This window comes from Aeromonas sp. QDB23, assembly GCF_027707745.1.
Lineage (GTDB): Bacteria > Pseudomonadota > Gammaproteobacteria > Enterobacterales > Aeromonadaceae > Aeromonas > Aeromonas allosaccharophila.
Genome location: NZ_JAPCJA010000004.1, coordinates 103,460 through 123,819, shown reverse-complemented (window position 1 = coordinate 123,819; position 20,360 = coordinate 103,460). Strand labels below are relative to the sequence as shown.

16 protein-coding genes are annotated in these 20,360 nt (G+C 61.5%); 6 read left to right on the top strand and 10 right to left on the bottom strand.

The genetic code is table 11. The annotated features are described in order from the left end of the window. Window positions 1-6 precede the first annotated feature (6 nt). Entirely contained in the window at window positions 7-2,076 is a 2,070-nt protein-coding gene (gene recG / locus PG888_RS03295; protein ID WP_270692673.1) for an ATP-dependent DNA helicase RecG, read from the top strand. A 31-nt stretch (window positions 2,077-2,107) separates the two neighbouring features. Beyond that, window positions 2,108-4,225, top strand: a complete 2,118-nt coding sequence (locus PG888_RS03290; protein WP_270692672.1) for an AsmA family protein — start codon at window positions 2,108-2,110, stop codon at window positions 4,223-4,225. Between the two features lie 54 nt (window positions 4,226-4,279). Here the strand turns inward: PG888_RS03290 and PG888_RS03285 are convergent, their stop codons facing one another. Then, window positions 4,280-5,188: a bifunctional GNAT family N-acetyltransferase/hotdog fold thioesterase gene (locus tag PG888_RS03285; RefSeq protein ID WP_139440662.1), complete on the bottom strand. Its 909-nt coding sequence runs from the start codon at window positions 5,186-5,188 to the stop codon at window positions 4,280-4,282. Window positions 5,189-5,358: 170 nt separating this feature from the next. On the opposite strand from PG888_RS03285, the gene PG888_RS03280 reads away from it, so the two are divergent. Next, the gene (locus PG888_RS03280; protein WP_270692707.1) at window positions 5,359-6,039 is read left to right on the top strand and encodes a spermidine synthase; all 681 of its coding nucleotides are present in this window, start codon (window positions 5,359-5,361) and stop codon (window positions 6,037-6,039) included. Here the strand turns inward: PG888_RS03280 and dtd are convergent. The 5 genes from dtd to PG888_RS03255 all read right to left on the bottom strand — a co-directional run bounded on the left by dtd (window position 6,028) and on the right by PG888_RS03255 (window position 11,925). Next, window positions 6,028-6,465 (bottom strand): D-aminoacyl-tRNA deacylase, encoded by a 438-nt coding sequence (gene dtd, locus PG888_RS03275; RefSeq protein WP_005340662.1) that lies wholly within the window; start codon window positions 6,463-6,465, stop codon window positions 6,028-6,030. The two genes, PG888_RS03280 and dtd, sit on opposite strands and share 12 nt — an antisense overlap. Window positions 6,466-6,551: 86 nt before the next feature. Beyond that, window positions 6,552-7,424, bottom strand: coding sequence for a virulence factor BrkB family protein (locus tag PG888_RS03270; protein WP_005340664.1), 873 nt, complete (start codon window positions 7,422-7,424; stop codon window positions 6,552-6,554). Between the two features lie 176 nt (window positions 7,425-7,600). Beyond that, window positions 7,601-8,842, bottom strand: coding sequence for a malic enzyme-like NAD(P)-binding protein (locus PG888_RS03265; protein WP_270692670.1), 1,242 nt, complete (start codon window positions 8,840-8,842; stop codon window positions 7,601-7,603). A 254-nt stretch (window positions 8,843-9,096) separates the two neighbouring features. Then, entirely contained in the window at window positions 9,097-10,323 is a 1,227-nt protein-coding gene (locus tag PG888_RS03260; protein WP_100652317.1) for an aromatic amino acid transporter, read from the bottom strand. A 168-nt stretch (window positions 10,324-10,491) separates the two neighbouring features. Continuing rightward, window positions 10,492-11,925: a DUF2867 domain-containing protein gene (locus PG888_RS03255; RefSeq protein ID WP_270692669.1), complete on the bottom strand. Its 1,434-nt coding sequence runs from the start codon at window positions 11,923-11,925 to the stop codon at window positions 10,492-10,494. Window positions 11,926-12,211: 286 nt separating this feature from the next. On the opposite strand from PG888_RS03255, the gene PG888_RS03250 reads away from it, so the two are divergent. Beyond that, window positions 12,212-13,303 (top strand): hypothetical protein, encoded by a 1,092-nt coding sequence (locus PG888_RS03250; RefSeq protein WP_270692667.1) that lies wholly within the window; start codon window positions 12,212-12,214, stop codon window positions 13,301-13,303. Window positions 13,304-13,369: 66 nt separating this feature from the next. Here the strand turns inward: PG888_RS03250 and priA are convergent, their stop codons facing one another. Next, the gene (priA, locus tag PG888_RS03245) at window positions 13,370-15,577 is read right to left on the bottom strand and encodes a primosomal protein N' (RefSeq protein ID WP_270692666.1); all 2,208 of its coding nucleotides are present in this window, start codon (window positions 15,575-15,577) and stop codon (window positions 13,370-13,372) included. A gap of 147 nt (window positions 15,578-15,724) precedes the next feature. On the opposite strand from priA, the gene rpmE reads away from it, so the two are divergent. Further along, complete coding sequence (rpmE, locus tag PG888_RS03240) at window positions 15,725-15,940, top strand: 50S ribosomal protein L31 (protein WP_005340673.1); 216 nt, start codon at window positions 15,725-15,727, stop codon at window positions 15,938-15,940. 100 nt (window positions 15,941-16,040) lie between these two features. On the opposite strand, the gene PG888_RS03235 is transcribed toward rpmE, so the two are convergent. Continuing rightward, window positions 16,041-16,691 (bottom strand): chromophore lyase CpcT/CpeT, encoded by a 651-nt coding sequence (locus PG888_RS03235; protein ID WP_270692665.1) that lies wholly within the window; start codon window positions 16,689-16,691, stop codon window positions 16,041-16,043. Window positions 16,692-16,813: 122 nt separating this feature from the next. After that, window positions 16,814-18,667, bottom strand: a complete 1,854-nt coding sequence (locus PG888_RS03230) for a methyl-accepting chemotaxis protein (protein ID WP_270692663.1) — start codon at window positions 18,665-18,667, stop codon at window positions 16,814-16,816. Window positions 18,668-18,814: 147 nt separating this feature from the next. Between PG888_RS03230 and rraA the strand changes: the two genes are divergently transcribed. Then, on the top strand, window positions 18,815-19,300 hold the full coding sequence (rraA, locus tag PG888_RS03225; RefSeq protein WP_005340678.1) for a ribonuclease E activity regulator RraA: 486 nt from the start codon (window positions 18,815-18,817) through the stop codon (window positions 19,298-19,300). Between the two features lie 270 nt (window positions 19,301-19,570). On the opposite strand, the gene PG888_RS03220 is transcribed toward rraA, so the two are convergent. Next, a complete protein-coding gene (locus PG888_RS03220) occupies window positions 19,571-20,245 on the bottom strand; it encodes a 7-cyano-7-deazaguanine/7-aminomethyl-7-deazaguanine transporter (RefSeq protein ID WP_042059239.1) in 675 nt (224 codons plus the stop codon). Window positions 20,246-20,360: the final 115 nt, after the last annotated feature.

Here is a 20,360-nt window from a genome sequence, read left to right as displayed (position 1 = left end):
TAATTGATGAAATTGGATAAAATTCCTCTCGATAGCCTCAAGGGTGTCGGCAGCAAGATGCTGGAGAAACTCGAGCGGCTGGGGCTGGCCACGGTACAGGATCTGCTGTTCCACCTTCCCCTGCGCTACGAGGACCGCACCCAGGTGTGGCCCATCGGCGATCTGCCGCCCGGCCTGCACGGCGCCGTCGAGGGCGAAATCCAGGACACTCAGCTGGTGATGGGGCGCCGCCGCATGATGGTCTGCCGTATCAGTGACGGTACCGGCACCCTCACCTTGCGCTTTTTCAACTTCACCGCCGCCCAGAAAAACAGTCTGGCGGCGGGCCGCCTGATCCGCTGCTTTGGCGAGGTGCGTCCCGGCAAATACGGGCTGGAGATGGCCCACCCCGAGTACAAGCTGCTCGGCGAAGAGCAAGCCGGCCAGACCGAAGAAGCGCTCACCCCCGTCTACCCGACTACCGAAGGACTGCGCCAGCTCACCCTGCGCAACCTCACCGATCAGGCACTGGCCCAGCTCGATCTCTATGGCGTGGAGGAGCTGCTGCCCGCCGGACTCTATCCCCATCAGATTGAACTGGCCGCCGCCCTGAAATTGCTGCACCGCCCGCCTCCCTCGGTGGCGCTGCCGCTACTGGAAAGCGGCCAACATCCGGCCCAGCAGCGACTGGTACTGGAGGAGCTGCTGGCTCACAACCTCTCGGTACTCAAGGTGCGCGCCCAGGCACAAACCCAGCTGGCCCGCGCCCTCAAACCGGCGCCCGCGCTGGTCGAACAGCTGCTCGGCGCCCTGCCGTTCAAGCCGACCGGTGCCCAGAGCCGGGTGGTGGCCGAGATAAGTAAGGATCTGCAACAGAGCCACCCCATGATGCGGCTGGTGCAGGGTGACGTAGGCTCTGGCAAGACCCTGGTCGCGGCGCTGGCCGCCCTGCAGGCTATCGGCAACGGCTGTCAGGTGGGGCTGATGGCGCCGACCGAGCTGCTGGCGGAACAGCACGCCATCAACTTTGCCAAGTGGCTGGAGCCGCTCGGCATCGGAGTCGGCTGGCTGGCGGGCAAACAGAAAGGCAAGGCGCGGGAAGAGTCGCTGGCCGCTATCGCCGATGGCCGCGTCAAGATGGTGGTGGGCACCCACGCCATCTTTCAGGAGCAGGTGGTGTTCCAGCGCCTGGCGCTGGTCATCATCGATGAACAGCACAGATTCGGGGTGCATCAGCGCCTAGCCCTGCGCGAGAAAGGGGAGCGGGAAGGGGTACATCCCCATCAGCTCATCATGACCGCCACCCCCATCCCCCGCACCCTGGCGATGACCGCCTATGCCGACCTCGACACCTCGGTCATCGACGAACTGCCGCCGGGCCGAACCCCCATCACCACGGTAGCGCTGCCCGACAGCCGTCGCGGCGACGTGATCGAGCGGGTCAAGCTCGCCTGCACCGAGGGCAAGCAGGCCTACTGGGTCTGCACCCTGATCGAAGAGTCGGAGGTGCTGGAGTGTCAGGCCGCCGAGGATACCGCTGCCGAGCTGCAGAACCTGTTGCCCGGTCTGCATATCGGGCTGGTACACGGCCGGATGCGGCCGGTGGAGAAACAGCGGGTGATGGAGGAGTTCAAGGCAGGCATACTGCAACTGCTGGTCGCCACCACCGTCATCGAGGTGGGGGTGGATGTGCCCAACGCCAGCCTGATGATCATCGAGAACCCGGAACGGCTCGGGCTGGCGCAGTTGCACCAACTGCGCGGCCGGGTTGGCCGGGGTGCTGTGGCCTCTCACTGCGTGCTGCTCTATCATGCCCCCTTGTCCAAGACGGCCCAGAGCCGACTCGGGGTGCTGCGGGAGACCAACGACGGCTTCCTCATCGCCCAGCGCGATCTGGAACTGCGCGGCCCGGGGGAACTGCTCGGCACTCGCCAGACCGGTCTGGCCGATCTCAAGATCGCCGATCTGGTGCGGGATCAGCCGCTTATTCCACAGGTGCAGAAGATGGCGCGCTTCCTCATGGATAGGCACCCGAGCCATGTCGAACCCTTGATCCGCCGCTGGCTCGGTCTGCGAGACCACTACTCAAACGCCTGACAACCAATCCCAAAACAGGAGGAAAGCACCCATGAATTCCTGGCTACGCGGCCTGCTCTACACCTTCGCCTTCCTGCTGCTGTTTGTCTGGGTTGCCCTCGGCCTGTTCGACGCCGAGCGCGCCAAAGGCCCCATCGCCAGCTGGATCAGCCAGCAGACCGGCGTGCCGGTCACCATAGGGCGACTGGTGTTCAACCCGCTGCACCCCTACACCCTGCTGGCTGAGCAGGTGCGTTACGGCGATGCGGTCTCCCTCGACAAGATCTATCTGGAGATCGAGAGCATCGACTGGCTGAGCCGCGACGTGCGCATCGCCCATCTCGATCTCATTCGTCCCGCCATCAAGCTGCCACTGCCCAACCAGTTGCCGAACCTGCCGGTGCACTCCCTCACCATCAACGACAGCACTATCGATCGCCTCAGTCTGGAGAGCAGCGAGCTGACCCTGCGCGGTCTCAACGCCACCCTAAGCGACTGGGAGCTGATCGACCCTAAACGGCAGCCACAGGCCAACCTGAGCCTCAACATCGGCCAGCTGGAGACTCCGCAGTTCACCTTCGCCCGTCTCAACCTGCAAGGACGGCTGGAAGGAGAAGTGCTGCGCACCGACAAGCTGGTAACCAACCTGTTTGACGGTCTGCTGGAGACCGGCATGGTGCTGGACTGGCCCGCCCGCACCCTGCAACTGCACGATCTCAAGGCGCGCGGCATGCGGGTGGAGCTGGGGGATCTGACACAACAAGGCTTCCCGCAGCGCTTCCCGTTGCAAAGGGTGTCGCTGGATCGCGGCCAGCTGGACGGCGTCAGCCTCAACGACATCAATCAGGAGCTCTCCTTCAACAACTTCAGCGGCCAGCTCACCGCCTTCAACTGGCAGGCGGGCAACCAGCCCACCGGCTATCTGAGCGGCACCCTGGGCGACATGGGCCGTGGCCTGTTCCAGCTGGAGGAGATCAAGGGCAAGCTCGCCTTCTCGCCCCAGCAGATCGACGGCGAACTGCAGGGCAAAGCCTATGAAGGGGAGTTCAATGTCGAGCTCTCCCTCGATAGCCAGCAGCAGAAGCTGACCCTGAAAGACCTGGCGCTAAGCGGCATGGATATCAGCCTGCCGCAGGGTTGGTGGCAGGATTGGCAGAGCTGGCGCCCGCAGCAGGTGGATATCCGCAAGCTGGCGTTTGACAAGCTCAAGGTGCTCTCCTTCGACGATACCCTGCCCCTGTCGCTGACCGGCTGGCAGCTCTATCTGAGCGATCTCGCCCTGCGCGATAACCAGCCCGGCCCGCTGCTCGGCCGAGCCCGTATCGAGAGCAAGTGGTTCGAGCTGGTGTGGGATGGCCTCAGCGCCCGCAACGGCGAGCTGGATGGGGAGCTGACCCCCAGCTCCTGGCAGCTGGGCAAACTCACCAGCTCGCTGCCGGATGAGGGCACCTTCAGCCTGAGTGGCCAGTGGGGCCGCGAGCCGGGCCAGAGCAGCCGCCTGCAGTTGCAGGCAACCAAGCTGGATCTGCAGCAGTGGGGCAAGATACTCCACTCCCCGGTCTCCTTTGCCGGCAAAGCGGACGTGAGCGCCGACCTGCAAGCCGAACACGGCAAAACGGCGGGCGAGTGGCGCCAGACCCTGCAGGGCAGCTTTGCCCTCGATGCCGACGAGCCGTTCTGGGACAAGGTGAAGATAGATCCGCTGCTGGATGAGTGGTTCAAGGGTGCGACCCCGCCCACCCTGACGCCGGATCAGCTGTGGCAGGCGATGCAGGAGGGTGACACCCCCTTCTACCGCATCAAGCTGCAGGGCAAGATCGACAAGGGGCAACTGCAGATCGAGCAGGCTGGCGCTTCCACCATCACCCATCTGCTGGCACTGCAAGGGGGGATCGATCTGGTCAACGAGCAGTGGCAGCTGGATCTGGGGATCCTCAATGGCAACCGCTGCGCCGAGCTGCTCGGCCAGTGGCGCGGGCCGCTGACGGAACCCACACTGGCCTGGAGCTTCCCGCAGAAGCAGGACGCCTGCGGCTGGGAAGTGGGAGTACGCTATCCGCCGCAAGGCAACAGCGCCCCGCTCTGGCGACCGGCTCCCGCAACGAAAGCCCAAAACCAGGCCCAAGTGCAGACCCAAACCGGGCAGACAAGCGACAGCCAGCAAGGGTAAAAACAGACAAGGCCTCATGATGAGGCCTTGTTGTTTGATGGGGAAACGACGCGGTTACTGGCCCGGACGGCGGGGCGGCTGCACCACATAGTGACCGCAGAACTCCGCTGCCAGCTTGCCGCCGCTGAACAGCTGGATCTTGAGGCTGAAGGTGGCAGGCTCGCCCCGTTTGAGCGGCTGCAGCACGGCGGGCATCCCCTCGCGGGCCACTCGCGCCTCGGGCTCCTCATCGACCGGGCCATGATATTTGATGGTGCTCTCGGCAAGCACCGGCTCGCCCACCAGCCCCTCCTCTTTAAGCTGCAGCCAGATCAGCCCCCAGCCCGCCAGCACGCACTGGCTGTAGACACTGCCGGCGAACATGCTGCCATGCACGTTGAAATTGGCCGCCAGATTGGCCTTGAGATGGAAGGTCTGGCCGTCGTAGTGGCTGATGTGCATCCCCATCTTCTCGCTGATGGGTACCCCGCGCGACCAGCGGGTGGTGAGATCCTGACACCACTCCGGCCGGTACTGGATAGTCTGCAACGGGCTCAGGGATTTGATCATCTGGCGATGGGGAATCCGGCCAAAGGAGACGGGGCCGCCCCCCACTTCGAGAAAGCCGCACTTGCGATAGAACTCCACCGCCTCCTGACGGGCGTTCATCACCAGCCGTTTCACCTTCTCGCTGCGGGCCAGCTGCTCGAGATCCTCCACCATTCTGGCGCCCAGCCCCTGGCCGCGGTATTCGGGACGCAGCGCCATAAAGCGGATCTGCGCCTCGTCGCCGCCAATAAAGAGGCGCCCCACCGCAATAGGGGTGCCATCGGGTGCCAGCATCAGCCGGTGAATGGCGACCGTGTCGTATTCGTCCCGCTCGGAACCGACGGGCAGATTGAAGGGTTTACGAAGAAGTTCCCAGCGCAACTGGTAGTAGGCATCCAGCTCGGCTGCCGTTTGAGGGGTGACTACCCGATACATAAAGCGATCCTTGAGTTTGCGCCGACTAGCAGATGGAAGGGCTTACACAGACGTTTCCAGCGCAGCTTGCAGTAAGTACCCAGCTCGGCGACTGTCTGAGGGGTGACTACCCGGTACATAGTTTCATCCTTGAGTTACACTGGTCGGAAACCATCTTGCCGTGCAAATTCATGGACTTCAATCTGCAAGCGTACCAAGCCGATCACTTGTTGCACCTCAGCGTCAAACCCCAGCGCCGCCTCACGGTACAGGAAAATGACCAGCACCGCTGGCTGGAGATAGACGGCGTGGTGCAATCCGCCATGTCGCTCGCCGACCCCGCAGCTCTCTGTCTACCCCATCAGCGAGTCATCGCCTGCCTGCTGCCGGAACAGGCCACACAGATACTCGAGCTGGGTCTGGGTGGCGGCGATCTCACCCGCCATCTCTGCCAACGCTGGCCAGATGCCCGCCACGAGTGCGTTGACCTCGACGAAGAGGTGCTGACCGTTTATCAGCAGTTTTTCCAGCATCAGGAGAGCGATGAACACGCTGCTCCGGCACTCCATCAGGCCGATGCCCTCGCCTTTCTGGAGCAGAGCGAGCAGCAGTACGACCTCATCCTGCTCGATCTCTTCAGTCAGGATGGCAACCCGCTGCTGCTGTTTCAGGAGCGGCTCTACCGGGCGCTGGCCCCCCGGCTGAACGGCACTCTGGTCATCAACCTGCTGCCACGCACCGCGCTTGAGCTAACCCACGCCCTGACACTGATCGAGCAGTGGATTGGCCAGGCTACCCCCTACCCGGTCGCGGGGCTCATCAACGTGATCGTCCACGTCATACCGCGGGATCAAGCATCCTCAGACCTGTAGCCAGAAGGTCGTCGGCCCCTCGTTGACCAGCGCCACCTTCATGTCGGCGGCAAAACGGCCGGTTTCGGTCGGAATGCCGCTGGCTGAAGCCTTGGCCACGAAGTAGTCATAGAGCCGTTCGGCCTCGCTCGGGTGAGCACCGCAGGAGAAGCTGGGACGCATCCCTCGCTTGGTATCCGCCGCCAGCGTGAATTGGGAGACCACCAGCAGACTGCCGCCGATCTGGCTGACATTCAGGTTCATCTTGCCCTCCTGATCCGGAAAGATGCGATAACCACTGACCCGATGCAGCAACTTGTCGGCCTTGGCCTCATCATCCCCCTGCTCCACCCCGAGCAGTACCAGCAATCCCTGACCGATGGCGCCGGTCACCTCCCCCTCGACAGTCACGCTGGCCTCGCTGACCCGCTGAATCAATGCAATCACATCCCTCTCCTTTGAAAACAGAACGACCGCCCCCTCGCAGGGGCGGTCGTCGATGCTACCAATAAACCGGTGGGCAAGGCGATGGCTTAGCCCAGCTCTTCACTGGCTGGCTTCTCGTATTCACCGAGGCAGGCCGTGGTTTCAGCCCCCAACAGCACCACCAGCCAACTCAAATAGACCCAGACAAACAGGATCGGGATGGTGGCCAGCGCGCCGTAGATGGCCTGATAGGAGGGGAAGTTGGTGATGTAGATGGCAAAGCCGCGCTTGGCCAGCTCGAACAGGGTCGCCGCTACCAGCGCACCGATAAAGGCGTGGATCAACCGCACCTTGCAGTTCGGCACCACGGTATAGACCAGCAGGAAGGTAAGCACCGAGAAGAGGAATGGCAAACCCCGCAGCAGCAGATAGCCGATACCGAACAGGCTCTCGGCGCCAAACAGCCGCAGCGAGAAGATGTAGGAGGAGATGGCGATACTGGCCCCGATAAGCACGGGCCCCAGGGTCAGGATCATCCAGTACATGGCAAACGCCTGCGCCAGCGGGCGGCCCTGGGTCGAACGCCAGATGTAGTTGAGGTTCTTGTCGATGGCGGAGATCAGCATCAGCGCCACCACCACCAGTGCCCCTATCCCCACAGCTGTGGTGTTGGTGGCATTGGCGACGAAGCCGTCGATGTACTCCTTGAGCATGTCGCCCGCGGTCGGCACGAAGTTGTGGTAGACGAACTGCTCCATCGCCTGTTTGAGGCTCTGGAACACCGGGAAGGCGGACATCATGCCAAAGACCACGGCGATCATCGGCACCAGTGAAAGCAGGGTGACATAGGCCAGATAACCGGCGGTAACCGTCAATCTGTCCTGCTGGAAACGGCCCCAGACAAACTGGGCAAAGTGGCGACCATCATGGCGCAAGAAGGAGAGGGCGTGGGCCAAACGGCCGCTGACAGGCTGCTGCATCTTGATTCTCGTTAGCGTCATAGTGGCAATATTGTGTCAGAGGAGAGCGCTGTTTGACCACCTTTGCACCCGATTTGCCTCCATCTGCCCCAACCTGTCACCCGGCTGGCGTCTCTGACTGTCGCCAGAAGCAGAAATAAAAACGGCCCCGCTATGGGGCCGTTTGCAACGCCGGATTACAGCATGTAGTCCGCGGGCAGCTCGATGCGGGCGACGCCGGAGGCGACCGCTGCCAGCGCCACGGCGCGGGCAACCCGCGGCAGCAGACGGGCATCCATCGGCTTGGGAATGACGTAATCCTTGCCGAAGGCCAGCTCGCTGACCCCGGCGGCGGTCAGCACTTCGGCCGGCACCGGCTCCTTGGCCAGCGCGCGGATCGCCTCGACCGCGGCAATCTTCATGGCATCGTTGATGCGGCTGGCACGGGCATCGAGGGCACCGCGGAAGATGAAGGGGAAGCAGAGCACGTTGTTGATCTGGTTCGGGTAGTCGGAGCGGCCGGTACCCATGATGAGGTCGCTGCGCACCGCGTGGGCCAGCGCAGGCTTGATCTCTGGGTCCGGGTTGGAGCAGGCGAAGATCACCGGATTGGGCGCCATCAGGGCGACCGCCTCGGCGGGCAGCACATCGGGGCCGGAGACGCCGACAAACACATCCGCCCCTTCGATGACATCCATCAGGGTGCGCAGCGGGGTCTCGTTGGCGAAACGCTGCTTGTACTTGTTGAGATCGCTGCGGCCGGTGTGAATCACTCCCTGACGATCCAGCATGAAGATGTTGTGCGCCCTGGCGCCACACTTGATCAGCAGGTCCATGCAGGCGGTGGCGGCAGCCCCCGCCCCCATGCAGACGATGCGGCTGTCACTGATCTGCTTGCCCTGCACTTCCAGTGCGTTGAGCAGACCGGCTGCGGTGACGATGGCGGTACCGTGCTGGTCATCGTGGAACACCGGAATATCGCAGCGCTCGATCAGCGCCTCTTCAATCTCGAAACACTCCGGCGCCTTGATATCTTCCAGATTGATGCCACCGAAGGTATCGGCGATGGCCGCCACCGTGTCGATAAACTGCTGGCTGGTCTCGTGCTTCACCTCGATGTCGATGGCGTCGATACCGGCGAAGCGCTTGAACAACAGGGCTTTGCCTTCCATCACCGGCTTGGAGGCCAGCGGCCCCAGATTACCCAGACCCAGAATGGCGGTGCCGTTGGAGATGACGGCCACCAGATTGCCCTTGCCGGTATAACGGTAGGCATCGGCCGGGTTGGCAGCGATCTCGCGCACCGGCTCGGCAACACCCGGGCTGTAGGCCAGCGCCAGATCACGGGCAGTTTCGGCAGGCTTGGTCAGGGCGATGGCAATTTTGCCCGGTACGGGCAGGGCGTGGTAATCGAGTGCTTCTTGACGCAGATCGGACATGGGGGACCCCGATGTGGTTGGTGCAAATGAGGTGCCGACAGGGGGCACGCAGAAGGGCGGGGATCATAAAAGAAAGCGGCGGGCATGCCCAGCAGATCATGCTGCTATCAGCCAGATCAGACCAGTTATTTCAGCACCTTACCCCACCGACACCTACCACTTTAGTTATAGATTCTGCCGCATGGGATAAAAATGGCGCAAAAAGGGCGGCAAGTTGGCCTTGCCGCCCTTTCTGTCAGTGCTGTAGACCTGACTCAGTTGCCCAGATAGACCGGCAACAGATTTGCCATCGACAGGAAGTGGAACAGCGCGGTCGCCAATCCGAACAGGATCAGCAGCCAGGCCATCAGCTTGCCGCCGGGGGTGACGAAATGGGGAGTCACTTCGCCCCGCTCGGCCCGCGCCCGGGTGCGCAGCACCAGCAATGCCGGGATGATGCAGGTCCAGATGGTAGCGGCGGCACCGGCATAGCCGATGGCCAGCAGGAAGCCGAACGGGAAGAGCAGGGAGAGCAGCAGCGGCGGCAGGAAGGTGACCGCCCAGGTCTTGCAGCGACCGGCGCGGCTGTTGTCGAACTTGAACAGATCAGCCAGATAGTCGAACACCCCGAGCCCCACCCCGATAAAGGAGGAGAGGATGGCCGCCATGGAGAAGCCGTTGATGGCGCTGGCCACCTTCTCCGATTCGATCACCCCTGAAAGCGCGGAGAGCAGCACACTCACATCCCCTCCCTTGGCAATCACCGGAGCAAAATCCTGACGGGGAAGGTTGCCGAAAATCCCCAGCAGCCAGAGCACGTAGAGCGCCAGCGCGATCAGGGTTCCCCCCAGAATGGCCCATCTGGCCTGCTGCTCGTTCTGGTAGTAGGCACGCAGGGAGGCAACCGAGTGGTGATAGCCGAACGAGGTGAGCGCCACCGGCAGCATCGCCATGGCATAAGGGGCATAGCGACTCTCGCTGCCCGCCAGATCGAGCAGGGTCGGCAGCTTGATACTACCGAGCAGACCGGCCACACCGAGGGCGAAACTGAGGATCATGAAGGCGATCAGCACCACCGAAATACGGTCAACGGCGCGGGTCGAGTGCCACACCACCGCAGAGAAGAGCGCCACAAACAGCACGGATGCAAGCTTGCTGTCGATCCCCAGTATCCCCTGCAGGATGGCGCCGGAGGAGGTGATATAGGCGTAGAGCAGAATGCCGCCAACAAAGTAGACCGAGAGGTTGTTGAGGAGATTGAGCTTCTCCCCCAGCAGCTCACGAGTCACGGTATTGAAGGAGACCCGCATATCGTGGTGCTGGAAGGATTCCAGCAGCATCCAGCCGGAGAGGGTCATCATCACCATGGTGACGGTCAGCGCCAGCACCGACCAGAGGGTCCAGGCCCCCGCCCCCGAACTCGGCAGACCGAGCATGCCAGCTCCCACGCAGACGCTGGCAATGATGCAGGCGCCCCCCAAAATTGACGGTTTTTTCTTCATAATCCCTTCTTTTTCTGACTGATTATCTATCCGCGGTAAACAAGACCGCGGCATGATGCCAGCCTTTGCCATGAGACGCCTACCACTATCTGCCATAACCGGGCATGGCCGCCGCATAAAAAGTGCCCCGAACGGGGCACTCTATCAGCGGGAATGATGTGAAGAGGGTTAATCCATCACCGGGATACCTGCCCTCGCCTCGGCCTGACGGGCGATGGCCTCGGTCATCCCCTGAAAGATAAAGAGGTGGAACGGCAGCATGGCGAGCCAGTAGGCCAGCCCCCAGGCGCCCTGCGGGTGCCAGTGAGCGGTGACCCGGATGCGGGTCAACCCGGACTCCTCCGGCAGGATGTTGAACTCCAGCCGCCCGACGCCCGGGGCCTTCATGTTGAACAACAGATCGAGCCTGCGCCCCTCATCCACCCCGAGGATCTGCCAGGAGTCGAGCATGTCACCCTTCACGAAACGATCGGGATTGGTGCGGCCACGGGTGCGGGCCGGGCCGCCGATCAGATGATCCATCCATTCGCGCACTACCCACAGCTGGTTCATGTAGAAGTAGCGCTGCTCCCCCCCCAACTGCTGCAACACCCGCCACACCACCTCGGGAGAGGCGAGGCAGATGGCCTCGCCGCTGGCGGTGCGATCGTAAAAACCATATTCGGGATGGCGCCAGCGCAGGCCGAGCGGCGTCTCCTGCCCCTGCTGTTCGGCACCCAGCTTCTGCTCCAGCGCCAGACTCTCCGCCAGCGCCTCGTCGAAGCTGAGCAGGGTCTGTGGCAGCAGGGCCCGCAGCGGGCCATCATCGGCCGGAATATCGTGCTTGAGACCCCCCACCAGCGCCTTGGCCACCGGCTGTGGCACCGAGGTGACAAACTGCAGCCACCAGGCAGAGAGGCGCGGGCTCAGAAACGGGATGGGAATGATGGGGCAGCGCTTGCCGATATGGGCGGCGAACTTCTGCAACTGCTGTTGATAGCTGAGCAGCTCGGGGCCGACCGCATTGAAAATGCAGCCATCCACCTCGTCGGCTTCCACCAGCCCACCCAGATAGTGCAGCAGGTTTGACAGCGCAATCGGCGGCGTGCGCGAGCGCACCCATTTGGGCGTCACCATCATCGGCAGGTTGAACACCAGATCCCGCATCACCTCGAACGCCGCCGAACCGGGCCCGATGATGATGCCGGCACGCAGCTCCACCGTCGGTACGCCGGAGTCACGAAACAGCTCGCCACAGTGGCGGCGGGAGTTGAGATGGCGGCTGTTGCACTGCTCAGGCTGGATTGCCCCGAGATAGATGATGCGGCGCACCCCGGCAGCACGAGCGGCGGCAGCGAAGTTCTTTACCCCCTGCTGCTCCAACCGGTGAAAATCGGCCCCCGCCCCCATGGCATGCACCAGATAGAAGACAGTATCGATGCCCGCCAGCGCAGGCAGCAGTGTGATCGGCTTGAGGCTGTCGGCGAGGCGAAACTCAACCCCCTCAGGCAAGCGACAGGGACGGCGCGCCCCGGCAATCACCCTGTAGCCGAGGGTTTGCAGGTGAGGCACCAGATAGGAACCGATATAGCCTGCCGCTCCCATCACCAGACAATTACGCATGAGTGAAGCCCTCAACATCATTGATGCAAGGGGCGCCAGACAGGAATCCACCATAGCCCGCCACGTCCATCACCAGACAATTTCTCATGTAATTCTCCCTATCCTCACCGATGCCGCTTGTCAGCCAGAGTGCGCAGCGCTACCTGAAAATGTTCAACTAGAGCGCCACCATCCAGTCTCTTGCCATCCTGCCACGCCGCCACCTTGCAACCTAGTACTAACCACCTCCCTGATTAGTCCGATTTGGTGTTAAGCCCTGTACATTAAGCGGTCGATAACTGACCAGATGTATAGCGCCGAGGGCGAACGTATGCGCATCGATCACTACGACCTCCAGGGGGAGGTGCAATACCGGCAAAAACAGGCCCAGAGCCGCAAGGTGCGCAACCTCGGGCCAGTGCCACCCGCCATCAATCCACCGGAGGGCAACAACACGGCAGCGGCCGGCGAACGCAGCAGCACCCTGACCATCACCAGCGCCCTGACGCTGCAAACCGCAAGGCAATCCGCCGCCAGCCAGCAAGCGACAACACCTCCCGCCCCGCCCGCAGCAGACGTCGGCAAAGAGCAGGATGGTATTCCCGACGATGGACTGGATAACCGCCAGCGGCTGATCAAGCTGATGATCGAGGCGATGCTGGGCCACGAAATCGAGCTGCCCAAGCCGCTCAAACCCTCCGAAGAAGGAGGCGATGGAGTGACCCAAGGAGACGCCGCTGCTCAAGCCGCCGAGCCGGATCAACTGGTGGAGGTGACTGACACCCTGCTGCAACAGGAGCAGCTCAACGTGGTGGCATCGGCCAGCGTAGCGACTCGGGATGGTCAGACTATTCAGCTCGATCTCGGCTTTGTGCTCGACTGGCGCCAGCTGGAGGTGAGCCAGCGGCGCACCACCCTCAATGCCCTCAAGGATCCGCTGGTGCTCAGTCTGGATGGCAAGATCGCCGATCTGACCGAGGCACGGGTCACTTTCGATATTGATCAGGATGGCAAAGAGGATAGCCTGCCGGGCTTGAGTGAAGGCAGCGGCTTTGTGGCGCTGGATCGCAATGGCAACGGCACCATAGACGATGGGGGCGAGCTGTTTGGTGCTCGCTCCGGCAATGGCTTCGGCGAGTTGGCCACCCTGGATGAGGATGGCAACGGGGTGCTGGATGAGGGGGATAGCCAGTTTTCAGCGCTGCAGTTCTGGCATCCGGAGCACGCACCTATCGCGCTGGTCGAACTGGGGATCGGCGCCATCCTGCTGCGCCCCCTCGACACCCCCTTCAACCATCTGGGGGAGAGCGGCAATCAGGGGGTGCTGCGCCAATCCGGCCTCTATCTCACCGAACAGGGTAAAGGAGGCTGGGTGCAGCAGATCGATCTGCGGGTCTGAGCCTTGAAATGAAGTCACCCATCGGTCGCTGACGATAACTGTCAGCGACCGGCTCCGGTGCCACCATCAACTCAGCTCGGTGGGGTCGATATCCAGACTCCAGCGCACCCTTTTGGTCTCGGGCCAGCCTTCCAGCTCCTTCACCGCCCAATCCAGCAGCTGGGCCAGCGGTGCCCGATTCGGCCCCTGCACCAGCAACTGCATGCGAAACTTGCCCGCCTTGCGCTCCATAAAGCCGCTGATGGGCCCCAGCACCTGAACGTGGGGATAGCTGGCGCTGCGCAGGGTATCGGCGAGGCGGGCGAGGAACAGCTGCACCTCGTCACGGCCGTTGGCCTCGGCGCGGAACAGCCCCTGATAGCTGAAGGGCGGCAGCCCCAGCAGGCGGCGCTCTTTCAACGCCGTATCGGCGAAGTGGCCGTAACCATTCTGGGTCAGATCCTGCAGCAGGGCGTGCTCCGGATGGTGGCTCTGCAGCACTACCAGCCCGGGTTTGCTGGCGCGACCGGCGCGGCCCGCCACCTGGGTGTAGAGCTGGGCCAGTTTCTCGGCGGCGCGAAAATCGGCGCTGAACAGGGCACCATCCACATCCAGCAGACCCACTAGCGTCACATCCGGGAAGTGGTGGCCCTTGGCCAGCATCTGGGTGCCGATCAGGATCTTGTACTTGCCCGCCTTGATGTCGCCGAGATGGGTCTCCAGCTCCCCCTTGCGGCGGGTGTTGTCCCGATCGATGCGTACTACCGGATATTGCGGGAAAACCGTGGTGAGCAGCTGCTCCAGCTGCTCGGTGCCCACCCCGGAGCCAATCAGCTCGTTGCTGCCACACTCGGGGCAGTGGTGGGGCAAGGGGCGCACGCTGTCGCAATGATGGCAGTGCAGCCGTCGTCCGGCCTGATGCCAGGTGTACCAGGCATCACAACGCTCACAAGCGGCGCTCCAGCCACATTGGTGACAGATCAGAGCCGGGGCATAGCCACGGCGGTTGAGAAACAGCATCACCTGATTGCCCGCCGCTAGATGCTCTGCCATCAGCTGCTCCAGCTGGGGAGAGAGCCCGGCCTGCAGCCGCACGCTCTTGATATCCAGGATCACCTGACGGGCGGTCTGGGCGTTACCGGCGCGGCGGGTCAGGGTGAGGTGGTGATACTTGCCGGTGCGGGCGTTGTGCAGCGTCTCCAGCGACGGGGTGGCCGAGCCAAGCAGGATGGGAATACCGGCACGATGAGCCCGCATCACCGCCAGATCCCGCGCGTGGTAGCGAAAACCGTCCTGCTGCTTGAAGGAGCCGTCGTGCTCCTCGTCGATGATAATGATGCCGAGGTTGTGAAACGGGGTGAACACCGCAGAGCGGGTGCCGATCAGGATGGCGGCGGCGCCGTCTCGACAGGCGAGCCAGGCATCGAGCCGCTCCCTGTCGTTCATGGCGGAGTTCATCGCCACCACCGGCACGTTGAAGCGGCGGCGAAAGCGGTTGATGGTCTGCGGGGTGAGGCCGATCTCCGGCACCATCACCAGCGCCTGCTTGCCCGCCTTGAGTAACGGCTCGAGGATGCTTAAATACACCTCGGTTTTGCCGGAGCCCGTGATGCCATCGAGCAGGAAGGCGCCGAACTTGTCGCTCTGGCTGGTAACGGCGGAGACGGCCAGCGCCTGCTCGCCATTGAGGCGCAGCCCCTCCCCCGGCTCAAAGCGGGCAGCCCAATCGCCATCGTGGCTCGGCTCCAGCGAACGCTTCTCCAGCAGCCCCTTCTTCTCCAGCGCGGTGAGAGCTGCGCTCTGGATCTCCTCCTGCTTGAGGGCAGAAGGTGTCTGCGGCCCCTTGCGCAGCAAGGCGAGCGCTTGCTGCTGCTTGGCCGCCCGCTTGAGCTCGTTGAGGTCGATGGCCATGCCAGCCTCGGTAGCAAACCAGAACTCCAGTTCACGATAAGCGGCAGACTCCCCCTTGCGCACCAGCACCGGCAGGGCGTGGGGCAGCACTTCCCCCAGCGGATGCTGGTAGTAGCTGGCGCTCCAGTTCATCAGCGCCAAAATATCCGGCCCCAGCACCGGAGCCGCGTCCAATACCCGTTTGATGGGCTTGAGCTTGTTGCGAGGCACCTGGCTGTCAGCCGGATGATCCACCACCAGCCCGACCAGGGTCTGGGGACCGAAAGGGATCTCGACCCGGCAACCGGGGGCAGGTAACGGCAGGGGAGAGAGATAGTCGAAGTGACGGCGTAACGGTACCGGGACAGCGACACGAACCAGATCCAGCGTTTGGGAAGAATTCACCAGGGGTTGCCTATTTTTTCTGCGAAGCCACTTGCCTGATATCAGGCATTTCCTATATTATTCGCAGCCTTTGAAACTGTGTTCAACAATCGTGTGGTGTCCGACAAGAGATCGGATGGCGACACGGCCTATTAATTGAGGTTGTCCATGAAAGCTGGTATCCATCCTGACTACGTAGCCATCACCGCCAAGTGCTCTTGCGGTAACGTCATCAACACTTTCTCTACCATCGGTAAAGATCTGAACCTGGACGTGTGCTCCGAGTGCCACCCGTTCTACACCGGCAAGCAGAAAGAAGTTTCTAGCGGCGGCCGCGTAGACAAGTTCAACAAGCGTTTCGGTGCGATGACCACCAAGAAGTAATTTTACTTCTGAAGAATTCTGAAAAAGGCGCCCAATGGGCGCCTTTTTTACGATCCCTGTTTTTCATCCTTCATGTTCCCGCAGCCAGACGCACTCTCCCCTACTGGCTAAACCCTTTGGAACGACGCAAATAGACATACCCCTCACCCGGGCTGCCCCAACGCGACCGCCCTTCGTTGTCATAGGCTCGATCCAGCAATCTGACGCTGTCGGGGCCAATCCAGATATGCTGCACCAGAGTACTGGCCCCCCCAAAATCGGTGGAGCAGTGGCCCACCCGGGTATGACCGGCATACTCGCCAGACGGGGTGCGGGTCAGCCAGATCTCGCAACCGTGGCGCAAGGAGAGCTGCTGCGGGGTCAGGCTGTCGAGCAGGGAGGGATCGTGCCAGGCACCGGCAAAATCGGTGGCCCGGGGCATGGTCAGTTCGGCCATCAGGATCCGTCCATCAGGGGCGGGGGAGAAGCGGTAGATACGCTGGCGGAACGGGCGGATGGAGCGCAGGCTCAGGTACTGTTCGGCATAGACCCAGCGATAGCCCTGATAGCCGGGCCAGATCTCCATCAGCCGCAGCTCGGCACTGGTAAAGCGGCTGTCGTAACTGGCCTGCTCCCGGCTCGTAAAGGCCCCGTTGAACCAGCTGAGCAGCGGCTCCATGCCTGGCTTGAGTGGGGTGGCCCGGGGTGCCGGGCCTGCCAGCACCAGACAGGTGCAGAACAGCCCGAATACGGCCACCAGCAACTTTGCCATCGAATCCTTCCGAATCATCATAGTGGCGGCGATTATATGAGCGAATGCCCCCAATAACAGCCATTACGATCAAATCATTGCCACTCTGATGTGAAAACCTCGCAAAGATGTCAGTCCGGTCACTAAACCCGGTATTTCGCCACCGCATGATTCAACAGTTGCGCCTGCTTGTTGAGCCCATCACTGGATTTGGCATTTTCCTCCGCCATGGTGCTGGACTCCTGGGCGATGTCGCGGATGTTGTTGACGTTGCGGTTCACCTCGTTGGCCACCAGACTCTGCTGTTCGATGGCGGCGGCAATCTGGGTGCTCATATCCATGATGTGGGTGACATCCTGGGTGATCTGTCCCAACAGCTCCCCTGCGGTGCTGGCCTGCTCCGAGCTGCGGTTGCCCTGCTCGCGGCAGGTCGCCATCATCTCGACGATGCTGCCGGTCTGCTTTTGCAGGGAGCTGATGATGCCGGCGATCTCCTGGGTCGATTTCTGGGTGCGAATGGCGAGGCTGCGCACTTCGTCGGCCACCACCGCAAAACCACGGCCCTGATCCCCCGCCCGCGCCGCTTCGATGGCCGCATTGAGCGCCAGCAGGTTGGTCTGCTCGGCAATCCCCCTGATCACATCCAGCACTGAGCCGATGGTCTCGCTCTCTTTTTGCAGTTGTCCCACCTCCCTGGACGAGCTTTCCAGATTGCCCGCCAGCGAGCGGATCTGGCTGACCGTATTTTCGACTGCGGTGCGCCCCTCCATCGCCTTGTTGTTGGTGGTCTGGGCATTGTTGGCGGCCTGTTCGGTATTGCGGGCGATCTCTTCGATGGTGGATCCCATCTCGGTGGAGGCGGTCGCCACCATGTCGGTCTCCTGCAGCTGACGCGCCGCCCCCTCGCTGGTGCGCTGGACGTTGGCCGAGAGGTGATCGGCTGCCTCCGTCAGGGTATGAACACTCTGCTTCACATCGCCGATCAGGGTGCGGAATCCGCCCAGCATCACGTCCAGATTACCCGCCAGCTGTGCCATTTCATCAGCCCCCTGCAACTCGATTTTCAGCCGCAAGTCATTATCCTGACGAATGCGATTGACCGTCTCGTTCACCCGGGTGATGGGGCGGTCGATGCTGCGGCCGAGCAGCACACTCATGATGCCGATCAGCACGATAATCACCCCGCCACAGACCAGCATCAAGCTGTTGAGGCGAGCTGTCTGCCGCTCCAGTTCATCGACAATGTGCTGGTCAACGGTCGCAAACCCCTGTTCGGTTTGATGCACCAGATCCCGCATCTGGTTGCGCAACCCCTCACCCTCTTTCAGACCCAGCACCTGCATTCCCTGCACCAGGGCGACAAAATCCTGCCGGTATTGCTTGCTGGCCTGCTCCAGCTTGCCGCGATCCGCCTCCGGCAAAGCGGCAAGGCTATCCTGAAAGCTCTTGTGCAAGGTCTCGAAGCGATCCAGATACTGGATGTCGGAGCGCAGCATGAAGTCCTTCTCCGCCCGCCTCAGCTGCAACATGGTGATGAGCAGCCCCTGCTGATCCAGTTGTTTGAGGCCATCTTCCACCTCATGTACCGCGGCCCGCAATTTGCCATAAAGACCATCTTCCGGCCCCAACCCTATCTTCTGCTGCTGGGCGACCAGGGCGCTGAAGGCACTGCCATAGGCCCCCATCTGCTGATCCAGCCGGGTCAGCTCACCATGCACCACGCTGATATTGTCATCGGCACTCAGAGTGCGGTTGAGCGTATGGAAACTCGCCAGCACTTTATTGAACTGATCGACGAAGGTCATCTCCTTGCGGATCACAAAATCCTTCTCGGCACGCCGCAGATTGAGCATGGCGATCTCCAACTGATCCACATTGCGCTGGGCATCGGCCAGATGGCGACTGACCTGACTGGAGTAGAGAAACAGGCCGCTCAGTACCAGCATGGCAATCGCCACCAGCACCGTATTCAGGATCAATTTATGACGTATCAGCACGATGGACCTCTCGCAAACCAGGCAATGGACTGCATTGAGCTTATGCAGAAAAGCGGCGACGGGTGATCTGTGCAAGGAATATTCATTGAAATGCCACACCCACTCCTTATACTGGTTGCACCTGTTTCCAGCCGTGGATTTGACACTATGGAATACAACACTTCAGAATTGTGCGACATCTATCAGGACATGGTGGATGTACTCGAACCCATGCTCTGCTCCTTCGGCGGCCGCGCCTCTTTCGGCGGCGTCATCACCACAGTCAAATGCTTCGAATCGAATGGCCTGATCCGTGAACTCGTCAAAGAGAATGGACTGGGGCGCGTCTTGCTGATCGATGGCGGTGGCTCCATGCGCCGTGCCCTGATCGACAGCGACATCGCTACGACAGCGGCCGAGAACGATTGGGAAGGGATTGTCTGCTACGGTTGCGTCCGCGAGGTCGATATTCTGGAGGATCTGGATATCGGCATTCAGGCGCTGGCAGCCATTCCGGTCGGTGCCGACAGCAAGGATGTAGGGGAGACCGATCTGCCGGTCAACTTCGGCGGCGTGACTTTCCTGCCTGACGACCACCTTTACGCCGATACCACAGGGGTAATCCTCTCACCCGAGGCACTCGATATCGAGTAAGCCACAGACAGAGTGACGACGGGAGCCTTGGCTCCCTTTTTTTATGGCTGCAACTTGCTGAAAAAAGACAAAAAAAGAGGGCCAGATAAACTGGCCCTTAACTGGAAGCAATGTGAGCAATGTCGTGCCTTCACAAGAAGTCCATCACGTTGGAACGAATGAAGTCTTTCCCGGAAAACAAGTTAACAATAATCATTCTCATTTAACTAGGCAAGCGCTATTTGCAGAAAGTGCAAATAAATTGACCACCGCGAAGGGTGGTCAATTTCATCAGGCTTGTCGGGTGGCCGTCTGCAGGCTGGATAATCCGGCCTCGCCCACCAGCTTGCGGCTGAGGTAACGCAGCAAGACGCCGTAGAGCGGCACGAACAAACCAAGGCTTATCAGTAACTTGAATACGTAATCGACGGTTGCTATCTCGACCCAGTGCTCTGCCATGAAAGGATCTGTGGTGCGCCAGAAGGCCACACTGAAGAAGGCGATGGTATCGACCAGATTACCGAACAGGGTGGACGCCGCCGGGGCAACCCACCAGGCTTTCATCAGTCGCAGCCGGTTGAACACCACCACATCCATGAACTGACCCACCAGATAGGCCATAAAGCTGGCCAGCGCGATTCGTGCCACGAACAGATTGAACTCGGCCAGATTGCCAACACCCTGGAAGCTCCCTTCGAAGAAGAGCACGGAGAGCGCATAGGAGACCGCCAGCGCAGGCAGCATCACGGTCTGGATAATCTTGCGCGCCAGACCGGCACCGAAGATCCGCACCGTCAGGTCGGTGGCCAGGAAGATAAACGGGAAGCTGAACGCACCCCAGGTGGTATGGAAGCCAAACACAGTGATCGGCAGCTGCACCAGATAGTTGCTGCTGGCAATGATCAGGATGTGGAACAACGACAGGCGAACAAGCGCCGTTTGGTACTGTGCAGGGGTCAGATTCATCTTGTGACCTTTTTGGTTAATGGGGTTAGGGAACCCATACCGCCACCATTGGCGATAATCGAGGGGCGAGATTATACGCCCCCAAATCGATAGTTCAATCTTTATGCGATGATAT